Origin of the sequence: Weissella soli (genome assembly GCF_001761545.1) — a bacterium.
Lineage (GTDB): Bacteria > Bacillota > Bacilli > Lactobacillales > Lactobacillaceae > Weissella > Weissella soli.
Genome location: NZ_CP017326.1, coordinates 1,642,951 through 1,668,904 on the forward strand (window position 1 = coordinate 1,642,951; position 25,954 = coordinate 1,668,904).

Sequence of the window (25,954 nt, forward strand, 5' to 3'; positions counted from 1 at the left end):
CTAATTTGGCTGGTGTTTTGTTGTACAAAAAAGCCTACCGATAAGTCCCAATACGGAGCTCATCGATAGGCTTTGGCCGAGCACTATCTCGATTAGTTCAAGATAGGCCGATAAAGATTATTTAGGTTATTCCCACTCAACGGTTGCGGGTGGTTTAGCCGTAATGTCGTAGACGACGCGGTTAACATGGTCAACTTCATTTGTGATGCGGCGGGAAATTTCAGCGAGAACATTCCAGTCGATTTTGGCAAAATCAGCCGTCATACCATCAACGGATGTGATAGCACGGATGGCAACGGTGTGATCGTATGTCCGGAAGTCACCCATCACACCAACGGACTCGACACCGGTATCAACGGTGAAGTATTGCCAAATTTGGCTATCCAAGCCGCGGTTGGCGATTTCTTCGCGTAAGATAGCGTCTGATTCACGCACAATTTCAAGACGTTCGGCCGTGATTGCACCCATCACCCGGATACCCAAGCCAGGACCTGGGAATGGTTGACGCCAAACCAGGTGGTGTGGAATACCTAATGCTTCACCAAGGACACGCACTTCATCTTTGAAAAGCTTATTAAGTGGTTCAATCAACTTAAAAGCCATGTCCTCTGGCAAACCACCGACATTGTGGTGTGATTTGATGGTTTGCGCAGTATCGGTACCAGATTCGATGACGTCGGTGTACAAAGTACCTTGTGCTAAGAATTCAATACCATCAAGCTTTGCTGCTTCGTCATTAAAAACTTGGATGAATTCGTTACCAATGATTTTACGTTTTTGTTCTGGGTCAGTAATGCCAGTCAACTTTGATAGGAAGCGTTCCTGAGCATCAACTTTGATGATATTCAGCCCAAATTTGCCACCCAATGACTCCATCACTTCATCGGCTTCGTTTTTACGGAGCAAACCGTGATCAACGAAAATTGAAGTTAATTGATCACCGATAGCCCGTTGCAACAAAACACCAACAACTGATGAATCAACACCACCAGAAAGACCAAGCAGCACTTTTTTATCACCAACAGTTTCACGAATCAAGCGCACTTGCTCTTCGATGAATCCTTCCATGTGCCAGTTAGCTTCAGCGCCGGCAATGTTAGTAACGAAGTTCCGTAAAATGTCAGTGCCATGCTCAGAAATAGTGGTTTCGGCGTGGAATTGGACACCGTATAACTTCTTTTCATCATTCGCAATGGCTGCGATCGGTGTCTTAGCAGAACCACCAGCAATCACGAAACCAGCGGGTAATTCAGTGACATTATCAGAGTGAGACATCAAAACAACTTGTGATTCAGGCGTGCCATCTAACAAGTTTGATTGATCTTTGTGGCTTAAAACCGTCGCCCCAAATTCACCATTACCAGGGTTGGCTTCGACCGTACCACCAAGCTTTTGCGCCATTAATTGCATACCGTAGCACACTCCCAACATGGGAATACCAAGCTCGAAAATCGCAGGATCAATGTCAAAAGCATCGTTTTCGTAGACTGATTTAGGACCACCAGATAAGATGATTGCCTTGGGGTTGTAGTCTTTAATCTCTGCAACAGTCATTTTATGTGACTTCAATTCAGAGAAAACGCCGATTTCGCGAATACGACGTGCCAATAGTTGGTTATATTGTGAACCATAGTCTAGAACTAAGACTTTATCGTGAGTCTCGTTAGCCATTATGTCCTCTTTCTTAAGATGCGTATTTGCCTTTTACCTACTTTAATATAGGTGATCCGCAGTGAATTTTGTAAATAAAAAAGCATTTTTCACGGCCTATCAAATCGATAGTTCCGTGAAAAATGCTTCGCAGGTATGCAAACACACCAGTTAGCCATTCACGGATAGTCACGACTTTCGGGGCGTGGTAGAAACTGCTGGCCATTCTCCAGCGATATATCTGTAAATACAATTGTTTTCTTTTCATCTATCTTACGTTAAGCGCAGGTCTTTTTCAATAAGAGGATGATGAGAAGTAGCCAAAGTCATGTGGACAATACAAAAAACCGAAGTAACGAGAATGTCCTTCGGTACCTACTGAGATTAAATTTTTAACGAGGTAATGCTAAATAAATCGAGCAACTGAGCATGATGATCCCGGTTACAAGGCTAAGGATAGTTAAAAAGCACAGAATACTTAGAGTATTCTGTGCTTTAATTTATGCTAGAGATAAAACAGAATGTTTATCACGCTGTGTTAAATCATCTCGTTTGCATATTATTAATGCCGTTGTGTTCCTTTTCTAAAAAGAACGCTGCTATTATTGTAATAACTAAGACAATGCTACCCATAATTAAGTAAGTGTGCTGGAATCCAATAGAATCATAGAAGTTCCCAGCTAATGCTGAAAAGATGAAAACAGATATTTGTTTCATGAAGTTGGCAGCTAATGCATAAATGGTGGCATATAAATTATTGTCAAATGCCCCGTTAATGTATTTCATGATAGATACTAGGACTAATGGCATCTCAAATCCTGCCAGCAACCTTAATACGACGATAAAGATCCAATTTGGTGCTAACGCCGTACCGATAATTCGAATGGCTGTAATGAATCCATAAATGATTAGCCCATTCCGTGCACCAATTTTATTAATGATGTAAGGCATTGGGATCATGAGGATTATTTCAATGATCATTTGAATCGTCACCACATTAGAGTATACGGTTGTGGCATGAGAGACAGACGGGAAAAACGTTTGAAAGAAGATCACGAATTGTTGATCGAACACATCATATAGTGCCGAAGCTCCCATATAGAAGATACCGAGAATCCAAAAGTTTTTCAATTTTAGTAGGTGCCGAACGTCGGCCATGGAGATTCGGTCAGTAACGTCAGTAACTTCGTCAATATTTTCGGTGTTAATTTTGTCAAAAAACGCAAACATTATCAACGCAACAATGGCGGTTACAGTGGCAGCCCAAAAGATTAGATTGGGATTTATCAAGAATAACCGACCACCTAAAAATGAAGCCACAGCCCCGGCGATTGAACCACCAATTCTGGAGTGCCCAAATTCAAAGTTGTTTGTGATCGATGCACGTTGAATATACTGTTCAATAACTGAAACACCGCCATTTAACACAAACGATAGGTAGATTCCGGTAATGACAGCAATAACAAAAGGATTAGTAGCGGCAAGTAGCGGCATAAATAGCCATTCAAAGTAGGGCCCGATCAGAACACCTACGCCCAATATAATGAAGACTAAGGTTTTTTTCATGACTAATCTGTCTGAGAAAAAACCAAATAATGGTTGGAAAGCTAATGACATAGCAGCCATCATTGAAAAGACAATACCGGCTTCGCTACCATTTAATTTTGCAACTTGTTCCAACCAGAGTGTCAAATAACCAGAAACGATGGCCCATATGAAGAAGTATGAAAAGTGTGAGACAGGGAATGACCAGAACATCCCCTTTTTGGTTGAGTTTTCCATTACGCTGTTTTCTCCTATTCATCAGTTAACTGTGAAATGTTCGGGCTGGCCGAACTGTGGATAGCCATTGTCATCATATGAAAATGATTGCACCATTGTGTGTCTATTTGGGTCATAGAGGGGGTCACCCTTAATGTCAGAGTAATTTCTGATGTGGTAAACCAGTAAGTCCTCAGTACCATCTTCAGATACAGTGAAGGAATTGTGGCCAGGCCCTAATAGATTATCTTTTGTATTAGATGTAAAGACAGGATGATCAAGTTTGTGCCAAGATTTTTCATCTAATAAATCAGCATTTTCATCAGATACTAACATCCCTATGCAATAATTTTCGTCTGTCGCACTACCTGAATAGGTTAAAAAGAATTTTCCATTTCTGTGTAGGACAGCGGGTCCCTCATTAACGGCAAAGATCTGTGTCTCCCAACTATATTCAGGTTTGGATAGTAGTACAGGATTGGTTTTTAGGGTCCATGGATTTTCCATTTCAGAAATGTATAAGTTTGTATTGCCAAAAATATCAGGATCTTTTTGCGCCCAAACATAGTATAATTTGTCATCATGTTCAAAAGTAGTTGCATCTAGCGAGAAGGAATCCATAGGGGTTTTGATTCGCCCTTTCTCGACCCAATCATCTTCGTTACGCATAGGATCTGGCTTGTCGCATTCAATGACGTACATTCTGTGTTGGAACATACCATTTTGATCAAAGTCGGTCGTGCTCGCTGCAGCATAGTAGATGTACCACTTGTCGTTAATAAAATGGATTTCAGGTGCCCAGATAAGCTCACTTTGTTCGCCAGAACCAGAAGCATGTTTGCGCCAAATTGTTCGCGGCAGGGCATGAGCTAATCCTGCAATAGTTTTGGATCTCCTGAGTTCTATCCGATTGTATGACGGTACAGATGCTGAAAAATAATAGTAACCATCGGTATGTTTGTAAATGTAAGGATCTGCCCTTTGGATAATCAAAGGGTTAGGATATGAAATAGAGGGTTGCATAAAACACTCCTTTTGATTTGATTTTGATTGAAAGCGCTTTCACAAGGTCTATTAAAACGCTTTTTTTATAAATTTGCAATAAATATATTGATATTATTGAATTAAATTCAATTTAAACAACATTTATGTTGTTTTTAGGAGTATATTTAGTGTTAGATAAAAAAATAAAACACTTTCTTGTTTCTTAAATTGTTAAATGGAGAATAGTTATGGATCTTGGTATTGAAGAACAATCGTTGATTGTTTACAAAGCATTAGCTAGTGATGTTAGATTAGCTATTATCAGATTGCTGTCTAAGGATAAGATGACGGTGACTGAGATTGCGAATAACTTAAAATTAAGCAATACGATCGTTTTAATGCATTTGGATAAGTTATATAAGGCTAATTTGATATCTTTTGAAAAGTTAGGCCATAATAAGGTGGCGCAAATCAAAGTTGATAATATAAATATTCATTTTCCTACTAACGTTTATAGTGAGTTAGAACATTATGAGATAGAGATTCCAATTGGGCATTATACTAATTTTTCGGTTCAACCTACTTGTGGATTAGCAGGCCAAATGGACTATATTGGTAAGGTTGATGAACCAGCCTATTTTATGGATCCTCAAAGAGTTGACGCAGGAATGATCTGGTGGAATGAAGGATTTTTAGAATATCAATTGCCAAACTATGCAGGAAAAGATAAGCAGATTGAAATGATGGAATTTTCGCTCGAACTAGGTTCTGAGTTTCCATTTTCAAATAATGTTTGGCCATCGGATATAACGTTCTTTTTGAATAACGTCAGGTTAGGGACCTGGACCAGCTTGGGAGATTTTTCTGATACACGCGGTGTTTACACTCCCGATTGGGTACCTGATAATGTGAATCAGTACGGTATTTTAAAAAACATTAGAATTACTAATGAAGGATGCTTTTTAGATGGGAAACCATTTTCAGATGTAAAATTAGCAGATGTTGTTGATGGTGAGGCAACCTTCGTGCTCAAATTGTCTGTGGACGAGACCGCTAAAAATGATGGTGGGTGTACCATTTTTGGTAAGGGATTTGGTAATCACGATCAGGGTATCAATATGAAAATATTTTATAAATAAAACTCTATTCTGACGACAATAGAGTTGCAATAAGCACCATTTAAACTCGAGAGGGATGCTTATTTCTGCATAATGACTCTAGTAGCAGTACCACATAAAATGCCATAAGTTGGAGATTAAGATGACTGAATCAAAAGTAACTAAAATCATTGTGCGTTATCCAGAAGGACAACAGCCCAATTTCGTGATACCGACCACATATGCCCCTTATCGTTTTTTGTTAGGACGGCAGGGATCAAATCCACTCGTTGCCATTGGCATGAATCCTTCAGCCGCCCGTGATGCCACAAGTGATCGGACAGTGAATCGGGTGATTGCAGCAAGTGAAAAGCTGGGATATGACGGTTGGACAGTCATTAACACATATCCAGAACGGGCGACCGATGCCGCCAACATGGACGCCTTAGATGAAAACCTACTAGCAGAAAATTTAGCTACTGTGCGCACCTATTTAGTAGCAAATGACATCAAAGAGGTTTGGGGTGCTTGGGGTGATTTGAAATTTGACGCGTTGATTAAGGGTCGGGACGCTTTATTAGCGTTATTAAAGGAATTAGATGTTCAAGTATTTTACTTTAAAACTTTAACTAAGTCCGGAAATCCGCGCCATCCACTCTATCTCAAAATTGATATTGCTGAAAAATTTTATCTGGATTTTTAAATGCTTGTGGGCTAACTTAGCTAATAAAAAATAAATATTATAAAAAAAACCACTAGATTGTATCGGAGTACAATCTAGTGGTTTTTCGAATAACTATTATTTACGCTTAGTGAATTTTACAATACCTTCCCAGCGTGCTGTTTGTGGGAACATATCAATTGATTGAATATAGTCAACGTCGTAGACTTTGACTAAGTCAACCAAGTCACGGGCTAGGGTTGATTCATTACATGAAATATAGACGAACTTTTCTGGCTTAGTGGCCAAGATCGTTTTACGTAGGGCATCATCAAGGCCTGTACGAGGAGGGTCAACGACGAGAGCATCGGCGATCCAACCTTCAGCAGCCCACTTGGGAATCAGATCCTCAGCGGCCCCGATGAAATAATCGGCATTCATGACCCCGTTGTCGACTGCATTTTCGTTGGCATCATCAACGGCATCAGGAACGGTATCCATTCCACGCACTTCATCAACCTGATCCGCCAACGATATGCCAATCGTACCAACCCCGGCATAAGCATCGATTAGCTTATCAGCATGTGCCAAATCCAAGGCAGCAATGGCTTCACTGTATAGACGTTGTGTTTGCTTAGGGTTCAACTGCAGAAAAGCCCGGGGGGACAATTTGAATGTTTTACCATTGATAGTTTCGGTAATGTATTCCTGCCCCCATAGTAATTTGGTGTCTTCCCCCCAAATAAGGGATGTCTGGCCAGGATTAACGTTTTGCGAAATCGAAACAACTTCAGGCAACTCAGCATGAATACGTTGGATCAATTGGGTAGCGCCAGGTAATTTTTCAGTGTTGGTAACAATTGTTAACTGCACATCCCCAGTTAATTCACTGACACGTGCAATTAACGTTTTAACGATACCTGCATCGCGTTTTTCTTCATAAATTGGCATTTCCATATCGGCCAATTTATCACGGACAGTCCGCACAACCTTTAATGTTGCTGGATGTTGGGTTGAGATTTTAGGTAAGTCGACTAAAAAGTGTGAATTGCGTCGATACATGCCCACATTAATCGAGCCGTCCTTCATTTGGCGAACTGGGAATTGCGCCTTATTCCGGTAACCCGTGGGTTGATCCATGCCAATGGTTGGGCGTAAATCAATTTTTTCATACCCGCGGGGCTGATACTTTTCGAGTGCTTGGCGGATAATATCTTGTTTAAATGCTAATTGTGCAGGATAGGCTAGATGCGCTAATTCAACGCCACCGACAGATTGGTCATCAACGGGGACGACCCGATCAGGTGACTTCTTTTTGATTTTAATGATCTCGGCTTCGATAAATTTAGGTGTGAAATTAGTGACTTCAACTTCCACTACTTCATCAGGTAGGGCACCGGGAATAAAAGTGATTTTACGCTTATAATAACCAATACCTTCTCCGTTAATACCGAGCCGTTTTACAGTAATTAATAACTTGTCGCCGATCTTAACTTGCACACCATCAGTTTGTTTTGATTGGTGTTGATTAGGGCGTGTTCCACGTGAAACATTTGCATTGCGATTGGGACGTTTATTGCGTTCTTTGTAATCAGCCATTTCGTTCTACAATGACGTTGCCGTCGCTCCTTTATATTTAATATATTTATTGTAACATGCTACTGTAGTAGGCTTGTACAACATTTTAGTTTTTCTGATATGGTCGTGGTGCGATGATTTTACAGCCAGTCTGGCGGGTGCCTTTTGGTGATGGTGGGCTCATGTAACAGTGCTAGAAAATGTCTTGCTTGCACAAGCTAAGTAATATGCTAAACTTAATTTTATTAAACTAATGAAGTTGGGAGAACGGTTGTGCGTATTCAAGTAGCTTGTAAATGCTAATCATGTAAATACAGTTCAGTTTGGGCACTGGCGAATTATTGGGCGATGTTGTTTTTTGTGTAGTTATTTCACAGAAATCTAACATTGAATAATTGAGGTATATGAATATGAATATGAATATGAATAAGACACAAGTTTTGTTAGCATCAGTGGCCGTTTTAGCGACTTTTACTATTGCACAACCCAGCACCCATGCTGCCAAGTACGCATCGATTAATTGGATGGAAAATTCTGATTTAACGACGGTCGATCCATCCAAAGCAACGGATGCACCATCTTTTCATGAGTTGGACCTGACACAAGAAGCCTTGTACCGTGAAGGTAAAAAAGGTAATCCGGAACTGGCGGCTGCTAAGTCAGCTAAGGTCTCTAAGGATGGCCTGACGTGGACCTTTAAATTACGGCATAATTTAAAATGGGCTAACGGTGAAAAATTGACAGCCAAGGACTTTGTTTATGGTTGGCAACGGACGATTAATCCTAAGACAGCAGCTGAATATGCTTACTTGTATAGCGGTATTAAGAATGCAGATAGCATTCAAGCCGGTAAGGTTAAGGATGTCAGCAAGTTGGGTATTACAGCCGTTGGTGACTATGAACTTAAGGTAACCCTGGAAAATCCTATGCCCCAATTACCGATGATTCTGATGGCACCAGGATTTGCACCGCAGAACCAAGCTTTTGTTGAAAAGGCAGGCAGCCATTACGGTACCAATGCCAAGTACGCACTCTCTTCTGGTCCATTTATTTTGAAGGGCTGGAATGGTTCAAATACGAAGTACACCTTGGTTAAGAATAAGAACTACTGGGATAAGGGACATGTCAAAACGCCAAAGTTTAATGTTCAAGTCATTAAAGACTACAACACGGGGTATAACCTCTTTAAGGCGGGTAAGCTGGACTATGCGCCATTATCACCGGCGCAAATTAAAGCCACTAAGAATAACCCTAACCTGAAGAAGTTGGCCGGTGCGCGTGGGCAATGGCTTGAATTGAATCGTTCTAAGGTTAAGGCATTTAAGAATAAAAAGATTCGGTTAGCGATTACACATGCAATTAATCGAAAGAATTTGGTCAATAAGGTTTTGACGGGTTCTGCTGTGGCCGCGAAAACGTATACACCACTTGGCTTGTCGATCGATCCAAATACAGGTAAGGATTTCGCAAAGAGTAACGTTACTGGTAATATCAAGTATAATGCCAAGCTAGCAAAGACAGAATGGCAGCAAGGACTGAAAGAAGTTGGCATTAAGACATTGAAGTTAACTATTTTGGGGGATGATACGGATGACGCTAAAAACGTTGCCCAATTCATTCAAGCCCAGTTGCAAGACACTTTACCCGGCTTGACGATTGATGTGAAATCAGTGCCAAAACAAACGCGCAGTGATTTACAGACTAAGGGTGATTTCGATATTGCCTTGACCGGTTGGGGTGCGGACTTTAACGACCCAATTAATTTCTTGCAATTGAAGATTACGGGTAGTGACTTTAACACTGGTAAGTGGTCAAATAAGACGTTTGATAAGTATATTAAGCTGTCTAATACGACTGATGTCACAAATCCAAAGCAACGCTTCAAGGATTTAGGCAAGGCTGAGCGGATCATCCAAGAAGATGTTGGTGTGGTTCCCCTGGATAACGCAGCGGCCACGGTTTTGTGGCGTCAGAGTGTTAAGGGTGCCATTATTGCATCGAATGGTAATGAATTGAAGGAAGCCTATAAGCTGGCTAAATAAAATAAAAGAGCGCGTCATCCAGATCTGGGTGACGCGCTCTTTTTGGTTAGTAACTTACTGCAGCAGGCGCTTCAAGTAAGCTTTTATTAGGTGTTTCAGTGCAGTTCAAAATTGGGTCTTGTCGGCATCTGTATGTTGTTTAGCGGGATCAGAGCCACTCAGTGCATCTAAGACAGCAACGTCTTCAGGCGCAAGTTCGAAGTCAAATAGCTCAGTATTTGCAATGATACGTTCTTTGTGAGTTGACTTGGGTAGTGGCAAGAAACCGTGTTGTAATGACCAACGCAGCGTCACTTGAGCTGTAGATTTGTTGTACTTGGCAGCGATGGCTTCGATTTCAGGGACTGCCAATAAGCTACCAGTACCAAGGGGCGAATAAGCCTCAGTCAGTGTATTGTGGGCGTTGTTAAATGCCACGGCATCTTCTTCTAGGTCGGCCGGGTTAACATATAGTTGATTAACCATAGGCACAACTTTAGCGGTCTTCAGTAATGCTTCAAAGTGATGTGGCTGGAAGTTTGAAATACCAATCGCCCGAATTTTGCCGGCTGCATAGGCTTCTTCCATAGCGCGCCATGTTTCCGCATTTGCTTTTTCCCAGTCATGGCGGAATTGTAAGGGATTTGGCCAGTGAATGAGGTACAAATCTAGGTAATCTAGTTGTAGACGTGCCAAACTATCTTCGAGGGCTTGCTTCGCTTTGTCGTAAGTGTGTTCAGTATTCCAAAGTTTTGAAGTGACAAACAAATCCTGACGAGCGATATTGGCGTCCTTGATGGCGCGACCGATTGATTCTTCGTTACCATAAATGGCAGCAGTATCGATGTGCCGGTAGCCGGCGGCCAGCGCATCCAGGGTGCTCTGATAAGCAACGTCGCCATCAGGAGTTTGCCAGGTACCAAACCCAACGACTGGAATCTCGACACCGTTTGCCAGTGTATACGTATCAGTTAAAGATGAAATTCCCATGTAAAGCCTCCTTGAGGATATAATTCACTCTGATTGTTGTAGCCAATTAGGACGGGTATGCAAATGCGTCTACATTATGCCAAGATTGGCCGTCTTTTTACTTGTACTCTAATTATACGGCAAATATCATAATTTTCACGTTCCACTAGATTGAATTGTGGTATAGTTTGTCTTGAAATGTTTGTCCAAAGGAGTCAACAGATGGCTAAAATTACAACTGAAGAAATCTTTGTGGCAGCGCATACCGTTTTGCGCGAAAAAGGCTTTGAAAAAGTTAGACTGGCCGATGTTGCTCGCCAACTTGGTATTAGTCATGCCGCGTTATATAAACATTTTGCTAGTAAGGATGATTTATTCGATTCGATGATACGGCAATGGTTGGATGAGGTTGATAATCCAGTCTTAGAAGATGCCATACGGGCGCCCAAACAAGAACGGGTGGTCGCACTCCATGACTGGTTACATGCCTTGGTATATGCTCGCCAAGAAGCATTTTCAGCCGATCCGGAGATGATGGCGTACTATGAGGAAATGTTAGCCAAACAAAACGATTTGTTGAACCCGAGATTACGTCTATTTGCGGCATCGGTTGAAAAAATTATGGGCTGGGATACCTTTAAGCATCAACGTGGCTTGACCATTATGTTGGCATTTACGTACTTCTACCACCCGTTTTTTGCTGATAAATGGGATGATAATCTTTTCCAAACGCTCTATGAATCTACATGGTTGGAGATGTTACCAATTATTCAACAGAACTTGGATTTGGATGTTAAAAAGGATGATTAATCATCCTGGCAACGCTAAGGTAGCTAAATGAAAGGCGGTGCTGCGACCATATCGGTCGCAGCACCGCCTTTTTAGTGATTTACTTTTTGACATATTTCAACGTCAGCGTCACATTATGGGTCACCTTAATGGCAGTTGTTTTTGGGGATGTATAGCCTTTGATTGCGGGCACACTTGGCTGATAAGTTTTGTTATAAGTGACTTGTTGCTTAATGGCCGTCTTGATAGTTTTGCCAGTTTTGGCATTAACGTATTTAACAGTAACGAGATACTTTTTTGGCGTGTACTTAAGCGTCAACGTAGTGTTCTTTGTCATGTTATTCGTTGTTGCATTGGGTGCTGTATAACCTGAAATCGTCGCTATTGGCGTTTTGAAGGGTGTTTGGTAATACGCCGTTGAGGTCGTTGTTTTCTTAATCATTTTACCCGTTTGACTGTCAATATACTTCAAAGTGATTTGATAGGCTTTGGGTACATATTTGACGGTGCGGGTAATATTTTTATTAGCGGCGGTGAAGGTCGATGCAGTGGGTGCAGTATAGTTTTTGATAGCTGGTAATGGTGTTTTGATATTTTGTTGCCCTGCATAATATTTGCTAGTTGTTGTCTTCAAGGTTTTACCAGTTTTGGCATTAACATACTTATAAGTGGTGGTATAAGTGTTTGGCGTGTACTTGACCGTATACGTTTTAGTTTGGGCAGGGGCACTAAGCGTATTTGACGTAGATGTGGCATAGCCCGCGATAGTTGGGAGCGTGATCACTTGACCAGCTAAATATGATTTGGTCGTGGTTGAAAGTACGGCATTTGTTTTCGCGTTGACCATTTTAATTGTAATCGGATAGGTTTTTTTAGCTGCCGTGAAGAGCCCATAATCAATTGAGGCATCAAATACCGCGGTGACACCGCCTTGATCATTATCGGCAGCTTGATAAATCTTTGGGAATTCAACTTTTGAGCTCCATTGCCACATGCCATATTGTTGGTGTAAGAGATTGGAACTTGAAGGAGTCGTTGGATACTCAGCGATCCAAACCCGCTTGTTGCCAATGAAGTAGAAATTTAGATCATTTTCTGAAACATAATTTGAACCAGTATAAATGGCTTGGTTTGTGTAGCCTAGCTTGTTGAGTGTTTCATAATAAACCGTTGCTAAGCTAGTGACTGTGTCAGTCTTATTCGTTAAGGCAGTGGTGTCAACATCTTCTAGGTCATTGATTAATAATGTGGATTTTGCAAGGCCCAGGTTAGCCACTTCTTTTGCAAACTTGGTGGCTTCAGCAATGGCTTCTTGCTTGGTAGCGTAATGCGTATAATCATAAACGCCGACCGTCATACCAGCAGCACGCGCATTGATGATTTGCTTGCTGGCAAGTGGGTTTACATAAGTTTGTCCTTCTGTCAGTTTCACAATAACTTTGCTAACACCGTAATTTTTCATGATGGTAAAATTACTCTCGGTGACAGAACCGTTGTGTGAAGAAAGATCGACGACATCGGTTCGGGGTAAGCCACTGGTACCAGCCGTTTTTACGTCAGCAGTGTTAGAAGAGTAAATGGTATAGGGAAGCGCAGATAGGATTAAAAGAGTCATTAATCCTAAAAATATTTGAATGAATTTTTTGGTCAATGCACGTGCCCCCTACTCAATCGATGTTCAGATAAAATCATTATAGTTGATAGACATTTGCTGAGGCTTAAATAAACATAAAAAACGGTCACCAGTGGGTGACCGTTTAATAACTAGTAACCTTTTGTAAGATCGACAGCGTTTTTTACTAATGTTTGATTAGTGATAAACGTGGGTGCATTGGCAAAGAAGATATCGAATAAATCTGTTTTACCAAAACGACGCCCCTTATTTGCATGCTCACCCCAACTCGTGTGTTGGGTTAGGATGACATTTTCAAAGGTCCAGAGGGCATTATCATCGGGCAATGGTTCTGGTGAGGTCACATCGAGACCAGCAAAGCGCACCTGACCATCTTGCAAAGCGGTAATTAAATCTCTTTGCGCAACCGTTGAACCACGGCCGACATTGATAAAAGCAAAGAGCGGTTGTGCAGTGAAGAAAGCATCGTCGAAGTAGTGACGCGTCTCATCAGTGCCAGGTAATGTGTTGATGACTACGTCGATCTTATGTTTGGCGAGCGCATCTGGGGCGTCATCAATTTTGTAATTGGCCATAAACTCAGGGCTAGTACGACCAGAGCGGCTAATGCCGATGACATCGGCACCAAAAGCGTTGAGGTAGGTCGCAACTTGTTTACCAATATTACCAGTTCCAAAAACGGCAATATGCAATTCATCAATCAAGTATTGATCAGTTTGCTCATTCCAGGTATGGATGTGTTCATAGGTATTGAGGGCTCGAGCAAAACTAAGTAAGAAAGCCATCACAGTTTGCGCAATTGGTTTGGCTTTAACACCGCTTGCGTTAGTAACTTGAACGCCAGCTGCTTGCAACTCCTTCAATGGTAGATAATTAACGCCAGCTGAAACGACTTGCAGCCACTTCAGTTTGTGATTTGGCAATTCAAGGATGTGCAGTAGAATGTCGTTCAAAAACTCATCGACACCGTAGATGATATCAATATCAACGAGTTCAGCATCAGAGAGATCGCGGATGGCTGCATGAATGACCTCGTAACCGGCACTATTTAGAGCCATTATTTGTTCTTCTGGCAGCTTAGTTAATGTAAGTATTTTCATACCGTCATTTTACGACATTTAAACAATATTTGCATTAAAAATGCGAACGGCATCGTATAACCATTCGCATCATATCATTTATTTTTTGAGTAAGGCTTTGGTAATAAAGTAGGATGCAGCAGCTACTAACAGACCAAAGAGACCAAAGAGGAGCAAGGCTGGCTCGGCTTGCGTTAACAACCAAACACTAAGGACGACAGCAATCATTGGAATCACTGGACCAAGAGGGAGCTTAATTGAAGCAGCAGGTCCTTTTTTACTTAATTGAAAATAGATTACGGCCAAAATAGTTGGAATATATTGCGCGAAACGTGCCACAACAGATAGTTGGGCTAGGGTTTCAAACTGACCAGAAAGCGTCAGTAGTAACGTCAATATACTTGTGATAATAATGGCCCGAGCGGGAACCCCGTTATGATTTAAAGTTGCTAATGGCTTTGGTAGGGCACCTTGTTGCGCCATTGATTGGCCAGAACGTGGTGACTCGAATGAAGCGTGAATCACAATACCCAGCATCGATATAATTGAACCAGCCGCAATTAAGCTCATGCCCAGGTTACCAGCAATCTTACCAAAGGCGACCTGCAATGGTGCCTGTTGGCCGATCAGATCCTGACCTAAAATACTATTCGTAATTGTGATAATTGAGACATAAATAATGGCAACAATCACGATAGCACTAATCAAAGCCCGCGGTAAGTTCTTAGCAGGGTTACGATAATCTTCCGCCGCAATGGTCATGGTTTCAAAACCAGTAAATGCATAAAGGAGGGTGACAGCAGCGGTACCAAAGTGTGCCACTGTGGTATGTGCTGGTACGAGAGGGGTGAGGTTATCTGTGTTAAAGAAGAAAATACCAATCGCGATGAACAAAATCAGTGGGATTAGCTTGGCAATGGTGGCGATGCTATTAGCCACCTTAACAAACTGCACACCAGCTAAATTTAGAATGGTTAACGCAACAATCAAAATAACCGGAATTAATTTTTGCCAAAGGGCTGATCCTAACACGGGAAACGTTACACCCAAGACAGTGCTTAAGCCGGCAACCATAGCTGACCAAGCAATAATACGAATGACATAGGTCATAAAGCCAACCAGGTAACCCGGGAATTCACCAAAGGCTGACTTGGTGTATAGGAAAGCGCCACCGTTTTCATGGAAACGTGAGCTGGCTTCGGCAAATGAAAGGGCAATCGTTAAAACCAATAAGGCGTCTAAAATAGCGACTAAAATACCGGCATTACCGACTAGTTGATAAACTTGGCCCGGTAGCAGAAAAATTCCGGTACCGATAATTCCGTTAATTCCAAATAGAATCAACGCGAATAAACCAAATTTGTGTTTTTCAACCGTTGAATTATGCATAACAAATCCTCCTTGATGGTTTCTATAAAAACCATGAGTAAATAGCATAACACCAGCGTTCAACCTTTTCAAATATTAGGCCAAGGTGTGGACTCATCAAGTTTATTGCACAGTGAACAATCTCGACATATCCAGGCGCAAAAGTTGATATAATAGATGAAAAGTAATTGTATCGGAGGAGGAAGCGATGGCTACAGCAGGAACAGGACGATTAAAAACACGTAAGATGAAAACCGCTGCAGGGATGTATGCTTTTGCTCGCGAGCATAAAGTGGCTGGGTGGCCATTATTATGGAAACCCATGGCTTGGATTGCCAAGAAACATTTTCATAATATTGAAGCATCGTTAGCTGATGAGGAAACAGTTGTGGTCGCCTTTCTATCAAAGATGCGTGGCTTGACCGAGGAAGGTGCACCGAAGGGACGTGCCAAGTGGTATGCCTTTGCTTTGGGTGACTCTGGAACTTTGTACTATGCGCGCTGGCGTCCTTTTCATCTGGATTCATTGCGGATGAGCTTAGATCAGGTTAACACCATTAATCCTGATACAGGTCTCATCAAGGGCAAACTCGAAATTCAAACCATGCAAGGCACGCAGGATATTACGATGGAGTGGTTTGCCCCACAAGTGCGGCGGGTGTATGATTTTTTGAATAATGAAAAGCATACTTATGATAAGTTGAGGCATCAGGTTGATTTGGACGATTAGGGATACTGAAAAATAAATCAAAAAAATGTTGCAATCTCATTCTGTAGATGGTATGATATTATCTGTTGTTGAGTTGCAACATGTTGGACAGTTAGCTCAGTTGGTAGAGCAACGGACTCTTAATCCGTGGGTCCAGGGTTCGAGCCCCTGACTGTCCACTACGTAAAACACCTGGCTTTGTGTCAGGTGTTTTTTTGTGCCAGCAAGTGGTTTGGAAATAAGTTATACTAAAAGTAAATATCCTTGAAAGTGTGGACATCATTATGAAAAAACTCACGCAGCAGCCAATCTTGTATTGGACATTGGAATTGCTGGCGTTAGCTTTATTGATCTTAATAGTGGCACAGTTAAAATTCATCCTTGAGCCAATCGGGCAGTTCATCGGTGCAGTGTTTCTTCCGATTGTTATTTCGGGATTTCTGTACTATCTTTTGAATCCAATTGTGACCTTATTGGAGAAGGTACCACTGACTAAGACAAAAAAGTTGTCACGAACGATTGCGATTACTATTGTTATGGTTATTTCGCTATTTTTATTGGTCGTTGGGGGTATTAATTTAGTCCCTCGTGTGGTCACACAGTTAGTGAATGTTGTTTCAGCTATTCCGGACGTAATTAAAGAAGCCCAGAAATTTATTCAAACAACGGCCGATACACCACTATTTAAGCAATTAGATGCGCACATCGATACCACTTCATGGCAATCAAAATTTGAAAAGTTCGCCGAATCATTCCTATCGGGCACGGCCAATGGCATGAGTTCATTAATTGCGGCAGTAATGAATATCACCGTCACATCAATTACGGTGCCAGTGATGACAATTTACATGCTAGCCGATGGTAAGCGGCTCGTACCATTCTTGCAACGAGTCTTTCCAAAATTAAAGCAAGACCGTGTGGGTGATATTTTTGGCCGGTTGAATGATACGATTTCGCATTATATTACTGGTCAAGTCATTGAAATGATTTTCGTAGGCGTTTTCACCACCGTAGGTTATTTCTTGATTGGTGAAAAATATGCTCTCTTGTTGGGAGTTGTAGCCGGAATTGCGAATATTATTCCATATGTCGGTCCCTATATTGGGATTGTCCCTGCGATTATGGTTGCGCTGACGCAATCAACCTGGCAAGTTGTCTGGGTCGTTGTAGTGGTGCTGATTGTACAACAAATCGATGGTAATCTGTTGTATCCTCGAATTATCGGAGCGACATTAAACATTCACCCAATGACGATTATTGTGATTTTGTTAGCCGCTGGTAATATTGCTGGTATTCCGGGTATGATTCTAGCTATTCCACTGTATGCGGTTGTCAGGACCTTGGTGGTATATGCTTGGGAATTGTTCCATTTGAGCGATCTTGAAGAGCTTGAATCCTAAAGAAAAAGCGTTAAGTCACTGTTTTAATACAGTGGCTTAGCGCTTTTTTAGTTCAATTATGCCCAGTCCCCATTACGGAAAACAGGGACTACAGTACCATCGTACTTGATACCGTCAATATCCATATCAGCAGAACCCATCATAAAGTCGACGTGCACATTTGAAATATTTTGTCCCTTAGCTTGGCGTGCTTCGGCAGACATTGATGTACCGTTATTGATGTTAAATGGATAAGCAGCACCAATTGCCAAGTGATCAGATGCATTTTCATCAATTAAAGTGGTGTAGAAGACAATCCCTGATTGTGAAATGGGTGAGGGATCGGGTACTAATGATACTTCACCCAGTGAATGTGATCCTTCATCAGTTTCAATCAAATGTTTTAAGACATCTTCGCCAGTTGATGCCGAAGCTTCAACAATTTTACCATTTTCAAAAGTGAGCTTGATATCGTTAATCAGGACACCCCCATATGACAAAGGTTTAGTGGCGGTCACCGTACCATGAATGTTACGCGCATCAGGTGAAGTGAACACTTCTTCAGTGGGCATGTTGGCGACAAAGTAGTTGCCTTGCTTATCAGTTGAGTCAGCACCTTCCCAGTGATGATCTTCTGCTAAACCAACAGTCAAGTGCGTACGAGGGGAAGTGTAGCGTAATTCCTTGAAGTTATTTTCGTTCAGCCAAGTAGCTTTTTCGGTTAACTTAGCAATATGGGCATCCCAGTCAGCTTCGACGTCATTAGTGACCCCAATCCGAGTAATCTTGAAAATTTCTGACCAAAGACGGTCCGTCGCGGCCTCTCCCTGCAATTCTGGGAAGACCTTTTCAGCCCATGCTTGGCTCGCGGCTGAGACAACTACCCAAGACAAGTCATTATTCATGGTAGCTTCCATGATTGGTTTCTTGGCGCGTGCAGCTGCTTTGGCATAGGTGGCAACCGTGTCTGGATTAACACTACCAAGTGCGTCAGGATCAGCTGAGACGACGCTAATACGTGAAGTGTTACGTCCTACCAAATATTCTGCCCGCACGGTTTCCCAAATAGGGACAGTGGCAATAGTTGTTTCATCAGCATGATTCAAAAACTCTTTTTGGAGATATGAATCCTTCCATTCAACATCGACCTTGTTGGCCCCCTTAGCGTAAGCGGCAGCGATCAAGGCATGTGTCAAAGGCACCTGGTCGATTTCAGCATAAATCAGCACATCTTGGCCTTTTTGTACGTTAATTCCCTTGGTGATAATGACATCAGCGTATTTCGCTAGCAGTGTATCAAAGTTTGCAATCGTCATGAGTTGCCTCCGTTTTTAATAGTTATTTCATTTTACACTAATGTTTAAGGCTGCGACAAGGAATAGGCAACCTAAAAAAGCTGAACGATGTTTTTAACCGTTCAGCTTTAAAAGGAGTTATTCAAAAATTGTTTCAGCAATATGCTCCGCATCAACGAGGTTTTTATCACGGACACCGGGGCGAGGGGCAAAGGTCGTAAACCATGACCAACCTTCAGTAGGGACACCCCAAATGTACAAACCAGCAACTTCCTTATCCGCTTTATTAACAACGGTTAATGTGGCTTTATTCATGCGAATACCGCCAACCGTGTATGTTGAACCATCAGCCTTTTGGTAGCTTTGATCAGAGAAAATATCACGGTCGCGTAAATTAGCAATCAAAGGATTGATTGATTCGGCGAGCGATATACTATGCAAGCGGGCTTCCACGAGATTTTGCGCGTGCCATTCATGTCCGAAGGCATCAGTCGCCACAAAGCCCTCTTCGGTGGCAACGACTTTGATGCCTGGGCCGGTAATCGTTAGAATACCAGCTTTAATTAGGGCGCGCATTTGCTCAATCCGCAAGATCGGTGGGCCAACGGAAATAATACTGTTGAAGGGGTTGAATTTAGCTAAGAACTGAGCGTATTCATCCCCATCTAGGTAGCCCGCATCTAGATAATGCCGAATGACAGGACGCACGTCACGTAGCATATCAAAGGCACCTGCATAGGGTGCGTCCACGTTGCCTTTCAAAGCATCATTAATATCCCAAGTTAGGTACTTAACCATGAATTCGTTGTAGTCTACCGCTTCAGCTGATTCGCCAAGGGGGTTCAAGATGCGATCCCAGTTCATGATGTATTCGTCAGGCACCCCCCATTCACGAGCGGTGGCATTTAAGTTGGCTGAATGGCGGAGTGCTTCTAAGAATTCAGCGGCATTAAATGGCCAGGTTAAGCCAAAGTCGGAGATCACGTTTTGATAGTGCTTGTAGTTCATTTCTTTTTCAATCAGGTTGAAGAAGAAATCATAAGTTACCTTGCCATTATTTTCGCGTGCAAAACGATCGATATTCCCGGCAGTAAAGAAAATAGGCCGGTGACTTTCAGCATCCTTTTTCTGATTCAGGCCACGCGCATGCATTGGTAAACCTTTGCGTGAGCCGGCTATCATTTTAGGCTCTTTACCTGATGGAACATAGTACAATTCACCAGCACGATCACGTGCAAAGTGACCACCACGGCCGACAGTTAGCTTGGCAATGTAATCAAAAAAATTCAAACCTAGGCCACGCAGAATCACGGGTTCGTTATCTGGTACCGTGTCTAAACGGGCTTCGGCTGGATGCCCAGCGGGGACATAGGTAAGCCCAGTGTGTTGGGCGGTAAAATCCGCGAATCTTTGCTCTTCATTTGTGTTAGCTTCATCAGCATTTCCTAAGGCCATCACAACTTGTTCGGCATCAACTGTTGAACCATCTTCCAACAAAACTTTGAACATATGGGGCGCGGTTTGTTGCACATCTATCACCGCTTTACGGAGGTAGGCAAATTGTACATTTTTGGGACGATAATTACCCAAATTTTCATAGAACCATTGTGCATAAACCCCAAACAAGGCACGTGAAGTGAAACGATTAGGGTTGATGCGGGCAATTTCATCAAGGAAAATGGCGGCGTTTTTAAAATTATGGGACTGAATGAACTCCGGTCCAACTGTGATGGCCCACTCATAGAAAGTTGGCCCAAAGACACCCGTCGCTGATTTAGCGACAGAGGGGTCAGTAAACAGGGTGAGTTGTTGGGTGACGGTGTTCATTAAAAAAGTAGGATCCTGATCGGGATTCCAAACTCGACCACCAATCGGAAATGGATCAAATAGCGTGATCGTGGTTTCTTCATCGGTACGTTGAGCATGTGCTAGTAGGCGCTCAAGCAATGATAGATTGCGCGGTCCAGCACCAACAAGTACGATATTCATAACTAATTCTCCTCAATTCCTACTTTAAAGTCGGCGATTTCTTCGGGGGAGTATATACCAATATCTTTGATATATATTGAGCCAGCACGTTTAGTACCTTCACCCTGAAGTAGACCAGTCTTAGCATAAGCGAATGTGACGGTCGCAGTCGCACGAATAGCTGATCCGAGAATAGCACCAGTTGTTGCGTCTAATCCAGACGGTACATCAACTGAGACCACGGGGATGTTAGCAGCGTTGACCCGCTTGATGATCTCGCCTAACTTTACTGGGACAGGCTTTGAGAGCCCAATTCCAAATAGCGCATCGACAATCACCGTGTAATTCCGGAAATCTTTGACACGGTGAATGATTGGCAAACCATAGTTGCGGGCAATCGTCAGCTGTTGTTTGGTATTAACGGTGGCGCGATTTTCATCACCCAGGACCAACAAATCAACTTTGACCCCCTTTTGGGCCAGTAAGCGCGCAATAGCAATCCCGTCACCACCGTTATTACCTAGACCAGCCATGACTAATACGTTGGTCAAATCAAACTTGCCAGCACCGAGGACTTCTGTGACGGAAATAGCGGCACGCTCCATCAAGACGAGTGATGGGACCCCAATTTCTTCGATGGTGTAATGATCATATTGTTGCATTTCTTGAGCGGTTACTGCATCAACCATGAGTAACCTCCTTTAATTTAAATTTTAGGGGCGATTCACCAAAGAATCACCATATATACTGACTATCAATGTCAAAGACGTACAAAGTACATTATAAACCACCCTATCCTAAAATAGGGTGTTGCGGTGTCAAAATCTTTTACCCGACACAATTGGATGAAGGGGGTTAGAATGTTCGCAATTAAGTTAAAGGAAGCGTTTGCATTTTTACTTTTTGTAAAGATTGGGTATTTTAGGCCATTCTAAAGCCATTTTTAAGAAATTTCGTTATATAATTACACTCGTTATTAATTGAAAAGAGAACGCATTGATTCAGATTAACTGAACCAATGAATGCTATCTCGAAATAGAAGGAGCAATTTTTATGCGTAAGTATTTTGCTGAGTTCTTTGGTACCTTAATGTTGGTTGCCATCGGAACAGGTGTTGCCGCCTTTGGTGGTACTTCATATGGTACCTGGCCAATCGCTGCTGCCTTTGGGTTGACTGTGGTTGCTGGGGCGTATGCCTTTGGTTCATATTCAGGTGCTCACTTTAATCCAGCCGTTTCTTTGGGTGCTGCGATTAATGGTCGAATCACTTGGACTGAATTTGCTGGTTACGTGGGAGCCCAAGTTGTTGGTGCTTTTGTTGGAACTGGTATCGTTGCTGCGATTGAATCAATGTATGGGTTGACGAAGGCGCAAGTCGCGCAAGTCGGATTTGGACAAACAAACTTCTCATCACCAATGAACATCTGGAGCGCAACATTTATCGAATTTGTTTTGACGTTCTTGTTTGTCTTGGTTATCTTGGTTTTGACTCGTAAGGGTAACGAAGCCCAAGCTAACGTAGCACCATTGGCAATTGGACTAACTTTGGTCGTTTTGATCTTGTTGGGTATCACCTTTACTGGTGCTAGCTTGAACCCTGCCCGTTCATTAGCACCTGCTGTTGCATTGGCTTTGGCTGGTACAACAACTGCTTTGTCAAACATTGCAGCTTACATCATCGGACCTTTGGCCGGTGCTGCCGTCGCCGCTGTTGTTGCAAAGTTTGCTTTTGGAACTGAAGAAGAAGCTTAATCAATTAAAAACGCAGAACAGTAATGTTCTGCGTTTTTTTGACTATATTTTTCTGAACAACAGGTAGACAATATAAAATATAGATATGAATTAAGACGGAGGGCACAATGATGCAAGCAATTCAATTAGCAAGTTTTGGGGATGTCAATGAATTAAACGGAGTGACAGTGGATCAACCACAACTACTTAAAAAGCAGGTATTGGTACGTAATTTTGCGACGGCGATTGAACCATACGATGTGAAGTTTGTGCAGGGATTAATGGGTGAGGCCGATCGCTTGCCATTGATCCCAGGATCAAGTGTGGTTGGTGAAATCGTGGCCATTGGTTCAGAGGTGACGGCTTATCACGTTGGTCAACGGGTGGCCGCCACGCGCCATCATCAAACTTATGCTGAATTTGTGCCGGTTGGGCAATCAGCTATTGCGGTGGTTCCAGAATCAGTTTCTGATGCGACTGCGGTGGCGGCAGCCTTAGCTGGTAATGCAGCCTATGAGTTAATTCATACCGTGATGGCTGTTGCCAGTGAAGATCGAGTATTAATCTTAGGTGCTGGTGGTCAAGTCGGCTCTGTGGCCGTCCAAGTGGCTTTAGCAACTGGTGCTGAAGTGGTCGCGATCGCGGGTCCAAAAGCTGCTGACCGTTTGCATAGCTATGGTGATTTGCAAGTCTTTGATTATCATACTGATTTTGTGGGTGCGATTGGTCAATTTGACAAAGTTTTGGATACGGTTGGCGGCGCAACGGTCGCGCAGTTGCGGGATAATTTGACAGATGATGGTCATATTTGGTCATTAGTTGGTGGTGTAGCTGATGGTGTATTTACTCCTGAACAATTTGAAATGGCTTTTGCAAAGGGGAAAGGCGACACGTTGACCGCGTTACTAGATTTAATTGTCGCTGGCAAAGTGGTGTTGGAAGTTGGGGCAACCCAACCATTCAACGTTGAAAACCTGCGCCGTTTGCATCAAGCTGCGCGGCAACATTCATTGTCAGGTAAACAAGTGTTGACGTTTGAGCACTAATTATATTCAAGGTATACTTATTACTAGAGGGACTGAGATGTTATTTACAGAACGTGATTATTATCAAGATGTGATTGATTTATTGGCCAACCGGGGCGTTGATCTAGAAGATATTGCCATTTTAGTGCAAGACGGTCAAAAGGATCACATTGCTGACATGCCAATTGAAATGGCTTTGTCGAGCGTGCAGCATGTTTTACATAAAACCGAAGTGCAAGATGCCATTATGACGGGATTAGCGATTGATGATTTGGCCGAAGCCAACTTATTGCCTGAACCGTTGGCTAGTCGCATTGCGTCAGATCATGCAACCTATGGGATTGATGAGCAACTGGTCATGTCGATTTTAGGCGTTTATGGCACGATCTCGTGGACTAACTTCGGGTTCTTAGATCGGACTAAGCCAGGCATTGTCGGTCGTTTAAATCAAGAACAACATGCTGGTGGTCGGGTCAATACGTTTATTGACGATATTGTCGCAGCCGTTGCGGCGGCCGCGGAAGCACGGATTGCCCATGATTAATGCATGTGGATATTAGTTAGCGAGAAGGCAGTGCTGCGGCATGCATTCTCGCTATTTTTAGGCTAAATGCTTGAAAAATTTTCAGTTTTTGCAAATAAATGATGAATCAATGACTAAGAGGCTTGCAAAACATCCTAATTTTTTATACAATAAGTTCATTATTTTTTAATATTAATCAAAAACGAGTTGATATTAAAGCATTTGTTATTTTATCTATTTAGTGGTTAATCAAGCAGTTGATTAACTGTCTTGTCGCGCAGAAAGAAAGAGAGATTGGTTTATGGGCATGTTTGCAAAGTTCGGCCGTAAAGAAGATCCGCAAAATTACGCGGATAAGGATGGACATCTGGTTCCAGTCCTTGGCACTCGTGAAATGATTGCAATGGGTGTTGGAACAATTGTTGGGGCTGGTATCTTTACGATGCCAGGGATCGTGGCCGCAGATTATGCTGGCCCGGCTGTAACTTTGTCATTCGTTGTGGCGGCCGTAGTAGCTGGGCTAGCCGCATTGGCATATTCAGAATTTGCGTCAGCACTACCCTTCGCCGGTTCGATTTATTCTTGGGCCAATGTCGTGTTTGGCGAATTTTGGGGTTGGATTTCAGGTTGGGCCATTTTGGCAGAATACTTGATTGCTTTGGCACTGGTTGCATCCTCTTGGTCAGCATATTTCCAAGGATTCGTTGAGCGAATTGGTATTGATATCCCAACATTTATGAGTGGGGCATACAATGCTCAAGCTGGGACTTACTTTGATTTCTTTGGCGCAGTAGCGTTGATCTTAGTGGCCTTGTTGGTGCGTAATGGTGTTAAGGGAGCGGCCCGTGTCGAGAGTGTCCTGGTGGTTTTGAAGATTGCCGTGATCCTATTGTTCATCGTCGTTGGTGCAACAGCAATCCGTGTCAATAACTGGACACCATTTATTCCTGCTCATCAAGCTGGCACTTCATTTGGTGGTTTGAGTGGTGTTTGGGCTGGTGCCGCACAAGTCTTCTTTGCTTACCTTGGATTTGATATGATTGCCGCGAACTCGGCTGAAGCTAAGAATCCACAAAAGACCATGCCACGCTCAATTGTTGGTTCATTGGGAATTGCGACTGTCCTTTACGTGTTGGTTTCTGCTGTGTTGGTTGGTATGTTCCACTACACGCAATACAAGAACAACGCGGAGGCAGCTGCGTGGGCCTTAGCTAAGTCAGGCCATGTTTTCACAGCGAACATGTTGTCAATCGTTGCCCTTGTGGGAATGTTTACTGGTTTGATCGCCTTGATGTTGGGTGGTTCACGGTTGATCTACGCCTTTGGTCGTGATGGTATGGTGCCTAAGACACTTGGTAAGTTGGATGAACGTGGTTTGCCAAACAATGCCGTCTTGTGGGTAACTCTTGCGGCGATTGTCTTGGGATCAATTTTTCCCGTTGGTATGTTGGCTAACTTGGTTTCCTCAGGAACATTAATTGCCTTTATCTTCGCAGCGGTTGGTATCTTAGTGCTACGCCGGCGTAAGGATATTGATCATAGTGGCTTTTTGATGCCATTGTATCCAGTTTTGCCACTGGTTTCAGCTGGTGCTTCATTATTCTTGTTGGCTGAGTTGAACATCGATGCTAAGCTAGTTACTTTGGGTTGGGTGATCTTTGGTGCGATTATCTACATGCTATATGGCGTACGTCACAGTACTAAAAATGAAAATTAATTTTAATGCGAAAACGC

At 42.6% G+C, this 25,954-nt stretch carries 21 protein-coding genes, 1 tRNA gene and 1 riboswitch; of the genes, 11 read left to right on the forward strand and 11 right to left on the reverse strand.

Annotated elements, in window-relative coordinates:
- Window positions 1-126 precede the first annotated feature (126 nt).
- The 3 genes from guaA to WSWS_RS07920 form a co-directional block, all read right to left on the reverse strand.
- Window positions 127-1,671: a glutamine-hydrolyzing GMP synthase gene (guaA, locus tag WSWS_RS07910; protein ID WP_070230751.1), complete on the reverse strand. Its 1,545-nt coding sequence runs from the start codon at window positions 1,669-1,671 to the stop codon at window positions 127-129.
- Between the two features lie 145 nt (window positions 1,672-1,816).
- Window positions 1,817-1,913: riboswitch (purine riboswitch) on the reverse strand.
- Window positions 1,914-2,193: 280 nt separating this feature from the next.
- Window positions 2,194-3,432 carry an oligosaccharide MFS transporter gene (locus tag WSWS_RS07915; RefSeq protein ID WP_070230752.1) on the reverse strand — a complete coding sequence of 413 codons (1,239 nt, stop codon included), beginning with the start codon at window positions 3,430-3,432 and terminating at the stop codon, window positions 2,194-2,196.
- Between the two features lie 21 nt (window positions 3,433-3,453).
- Complete coding sequence (locus WSWS_RS07920; protein WP_070230753.1) at window positions 3,454-4,434, reverse strand: glycoside hydrolase family 43 protein; 981 nt, start codon at window positions 4,432-4,434, stop codon at window positions 3,454-3,456.
- Window positions 4,435-4,643: 209 nt separating this feature from the next.
- On the opposite strand from WSWS_RS07920, the gene WSWS_RS07925 reads away from it, so the two are divergent.
- Entirely contained in the window at window positions 4,644-5,534 is an 891-nt protein-coding gene (locus tag WSWS_RS07925) for an ArsR/SmtB family transcription factor (RefSeq protein WP_070230754.1), read from the forward strand.
- Window positions 5,535-5,655: 121 nt separating this feature from the next.
- The gene (locus WSWS_RS07930; protein ID WP_070230755.1) at window positions 5,656-6,195 is read left to right on the forward strand and encodes a DUF1643 domain-containing protein; all 540 of its coding nucleotides are present in this window, start codon (window positions 5,656-5,658) and stop codon (window positions 6,193-6,195) included.
- A 96-nt stretch (window positions 6,196-6,291) separates the two neighbouring features.
- Here the strand turns inward: WSWS_RS07930 and rlmD are convergent, their stop codons facing one another.
- Entirely contained in the window at window positions 6,292-7,752 is a 1,461-nt protein-coding gene (rlmD, locus tag WSWS_RS07935) for a 23S rRNA (uracil(1939)-C(5))-methyltransferase RlmD (protein WP_070230756.1), read from the reverse strand.
- 389 nt (window positions 7,753-8,141) lie between these two features.
- Here rlmD and WSWS_RS07940 point away from each other — a divergent pair, with 389 nt between their 5' ends.
- Window positions 8,142-9,773: a peptide ABC transporter substrate-binding protein gene (locus tag WSWS_RS07940; protein ID WP_114981357.1), complete on the forward strand. Its 1,632-nt coding sequence runs from the start codon at window positions 8,142-8,144 to the stop codon at window positions 9,771-9,773.
- Between the two features lie 105 nt (window positions 9,774-9,878).
- Here the strand turns inward: WSWS_RS07940 and WSWS_RS07945 are convergent, their stop codons facing one another.
- Window positions 9,879-10,742, reverse strand: coding sequence for an aldo/keto reductase (locus WSWS_RS07945; protein WP_070230757.1), 864 nt, complete (start codon window positions 10,740-10,742; stop codon window positions 9,879-9,881).
- 201 nt (window positions 10,743-10,943) lie between these two features.
- Between WSWS_RS07945 and WSWS_RS07950 the strand changes: the two genes are divergently transcribed.
- Entirely contained in the window at window positions 10,944-11,531 is a 588-nt protein-coding gene (locus WSWS_RS07950) for a TetR/AcrR family transcriptional regulator (RefSeq protein WP_070230758.1), read from the forward strand.
- A gap of 79 nt (window positions 11,532-11,610) precedes the next feature.
- Here WSWS_RS07950 and WSWS_RS07955 read toward each other — a convergent pair whose 3' ends face one another.
- The 3 genes from WSWS_RS07955 to WSWS_RS07965 all read right to left on the reverse strand — a co-directional run bounded on the left by WSWS_RS07955 (window position 11,611) and on the right by WSWS_RS07965 (window position 15,611).
- Window positions 11,611-13,161 (reverse strand): GH25 family lysozyme, encoded by a 1,551-nt coding sequence (locus WSWS_RS07955; protein ID WP_070230759.1) that lies wholly within the window; start codon window positions 13,159-13,161, stop codon window positions 11,611-11,613.
- A gap of 113 nt (window positions 13,162-13,274) precedes the next feature.
- Complete coding sequence (locus WSWS_RS07960; protein ID WP_164699460.1) at window positions 13,275-14,201, reverse strand: NAD(P)-dependent oxidoreductase; 927 nt, start codon at window positions 14,199-14,201, stop codon at window positions 13,275-13,277.
- A 120-nt stretch (window positions 14,202-14,321) separates the two neighbouring features.
- Window positions 14,322-15,611 carry an APC family permease gene (locus WSWS_RS07965; RefSeq protein WP_070230761.1) on the reverse strand — a complete coding sequence of 430 codons (1,290 nt, stop codon included), beginning with the start codon at window positions 15,609-15,611 and terminating at the stop codon, window positions 14,322-14,324.
- Between the two features lie 187 nt (window positions 15,612-15,798).
- Here WSWS_RS07965 and WSWS_RS07970 point away from each other — a divergent pair, with 187 nt between their 5' ends.
- The 3 genes from WSWS_RS07970 (at window position 15,799) to WSWS_RS07980 (ending at window position 17,699) form a co-directional block, all read left to right on the forward strand.
- Window positions 15,799-16,320, forward strand: coding sequence for a hypothetical protein (locus WSWS_RS07970; RefSeq protein WP_070230762.1), 522 nt, complete (start codon window positions 15,799-15,801; stop codon window positions 16,318-16,320).
- An 85-nt stretch (window positions 16,321-16,405) separates the two neighbouring features.
- Window positions 16,406-16,478: transfer RNA gene (locus WSWS_RS07975), tRNA-Lys, on the forward strand.
- A 105-nt stretch (window positions 16,479-16,583) separates the two neighbouring features.
- Window positions 16,584-17,699, forward strand: coding sequence for an AI-2E family transporter (locus WSWS_RS07980; protein ID WP_210726321.1), 1,116 nt, complete (start codon window positions 16,584-16,586; stop codon window positions 17,697-17,699).
- Window positions 17,700-17,755: 56 nt separating this feature from the next.
- Here the strand turns inward: WSWS_RS07980 and WSWS_RS07985 are convergent, their stop codons facing one another.
- The 3 genes from WSWS_RS07985 to WSWS_RS07995 form a co-directional block, all read right to left on the reverse strand.
- The gene (locus WSWS_RS07985; protein WP_070230763.1) at window positions 17,756-18,994 is read right to left on the reverse strand and encodes an aminopeptidase; all 1,239 of its coding nucleotides are present in this window, start codon (window positions 18,992-18,994) and stop codon (window positions 17,756-17,758) included.
- Window positions 18,995-19,111: 117 nt separating this feature from the next.
- Complete coding sequence (locus WSWS_RS07990; protein ID WP_070230764.1) at window positions 19,112-20,962, reverse strand: FAD/NAD(P)-binding protein; 1,851 nt, start codon at window positions 20,960-20,962, stop codon at window positions 19,112-19,114.
- Between the two features lie 2 nt (window positions 20,963-20,964).
- Window positions 20,965-21,630 carry an NAD(P)H-hydrate epimerase gene (locus WSWS_RS07995; protein ID WP_070230765.1) on the reverse strand — a complete coding sequence of 222 codons (666 nt, stop codon included), beginning with the start codon at window positions 21,628-21,630 and terminating at the stop codon, window positions 20,965-20,967.
- A 364-nt stretch (window positions 21,631-21,994) separates the two neighbouring features.
- Here WSWS_RS07995 and WSWS_RS08000 point away from each other — a divergent pair, with 364 nt between their 5' ends.
- The 4 genes from WSWS_RS08000 to WSWS_RS08015 all read left to right on the forward strand — a co-directional run bounded on the left by WSWS_RS08000 (window position 21,995) and on the right by WSWS_RS08015 (window position 25,937).
- Window positions 21,995-22,693 (forward strand): MIP/aquaporin family protein, encoded by a 699-nt coding sequence (locus WSWS_RS08000; protein WP_070230766.1) that lies wholly within the window; start codon window positions 21,995-21,997, stop codon window positions 22,691-22,693.
- A 107-nt stretch (window positions 22,694-22,800) separates the two neighbouring features.
- Complete coding sequence (locus WSWS_RS08005) at window positions 22,801-23,718, forward strand: quinone oxidoreductase family protein (RefSeq protein WP_237342591.1); 918 nt, start codon at window positions 22,801-22,803, stop codon at window positions 23,716-23,718.
- Between the two features lie 37 nt (window positions 23,719-23,755).
- Window positions 23,756-24,241 (forward strand): phosphatidylglycerophosphatase A, encoded by a 486-nt coding sequence (locus WSWS_RS08010; protein WP_070230767.1) that lies wholly within the window; start codon window positions 23,756-23,758, stop codon window positions 24,239-24,241.
- 280 nt (window positions 24,242-24,521) lie between these two features.
- Complete coding sequence (locus tag WSWS_RS08015; protein ID WP_070230768.1) at window positions 24,522-25,937, forward strand: APC family permease; 1,416 nt, start codon at window positions 24,522-24,524, stop codon at window positions 25,935-25,937.
- The last annotated feature ends 17 nt before the right edge of the window (window positions 25,938-25,954 follow it).